This window comes from Thiomonas delicata (assembly GCF_900088825.1).
Taxonomy (GTDB): Bacteria; Pseudomonadota; Gammaproteobacteria; order Burkholderiales; family Burkholderiaceae_C; genus Thiomonas_A; species Thiomonas_A delicata.
In genome coordinates this window covers 1-1,109 of the sequence record NZ_LT592201.1, presented here as the reverse complement: position 1 = coordinate 1,109, position 1,109 = coordinate 1, and the positions used below count along the sequence as shown (strand labels likewise).

Annotated in this window: 2 protein-coding genes and 1 pseudogene; all 3 read left to right on the top strand. The window is 64.3% G+C overall.

The window, feature by feature from the left end:
• A pseudogene (locus tag THIARS_RS18055) lies at positions 1-285 on the top strand (CoA-disulfide reductase); the annotation flags it as partial.
• Positions 272-754, top strand: coding sequence for a CBS domain-containing protein (locus THIARS_RS18050; protein ID WP_031406964.1), 483 nt, complete (start codon positions 272-274; stop codon positions 752-754). The pseudogene THIARS_RS18055 and the gene THIARS_RS18050, both read left to right, overlap by 14 nt.
• Positions 755-758: 4 nt before the next feature.
• Positions 759-1,109 (top strand): ArsB/NhaD family transporter (locus tag THIARS_RS18045; protein WP_281254232.1); only part of this gene is annotated, 351 nt, incomplete at its 3' end.

The window sequence follows — 1,109 nt, the reverse complement described above, 5'->3', positions numbered from 1 at the left end:
GATCGCCGCACTGGTCGTCTCCTCGGCGCGCAGATCCTCGGCCACTGGCGTTCGGAGGTGTCGAAACGCATCGACGTGTTCGCAGCAGCCCTGTTCCACGGCATGGGCGTCGAAGACTTGAACGATCTCGATCTCAGCTACACACCTCCGTTCAGCAGCCCCTGGGACCCGGTGCAGATGGGGGCGCAGGCCTGGATGAGCGCGGTGAAAACCGGTGCTGACAAGTCGTTCACCGCCGATCGACCCACAAATCTTGAGAAAGGAACACAGCATGAAAGTCCGTGACCTGATGACCCCGAACCCGATCCGGATCGCACCGGAGACGCCCGTGGCGGAGATCGCCCGCATCTTGATCGAGCACCGCATCAACGGCGTTCCGGTGACCGATGCCGAGGGACACCTGCTCGGCCTCGTGACCGAGGGCGACCTGGTGCATCGTGCGGCCGACGAGCGGTTGGAGCCGCGCGAATCGGTCTGGAAGGAGAACTTCTACCGCTCCGTGTTTCGCCGGCGTACGCCGGAGCCGGACAAGGCCGAGGGCCGCACGGCCGCGCAGGTCATGACGCGGGAAGTCCTCACCGTGGCACCCGAAGACCATGTCACCGTGGCCGCGCGTCTGCTGGTGGATCACAGCATCAAGTCCCTGCCGGTGATCGAGCACGAACGGCTGGTCGGCATGATCTCGCGCTTCGATCTGGTCAAGCGCCTGGCCAACAGCGGCCCGGATGCCTTCAACCCCATGCGCAAGAACTGAGCCGATGCTGATCGCACTGCTGATCTTCATCGCCACGCTCGTCTTGGTGATCTGGCAACCGCGCGGGCTGGGCATCGGCTGGAGCGCGACTTTCGGCGCCATTGCCGCCCTTCTGACCGGCGTGATTCATCTCGCCGATATTCCGGCGGTTTGGCACATCGTTTGGAACGCCACCATTACTTTCGTCGCCACCATCATCATCAGCCTGTTGCTCGATGAAGCCGGCTTTTTCGAGTGGGCGGCGCTGCGTGTGGCACGTTGGGGGCGCGGCAACGGGCGCGGACTCTTCGCCTTCCTGGTCCTGCTGGGCGCAGCCGTGGCGGCCTTGTTCGCCAATGACGGCGCAGCGCTGATT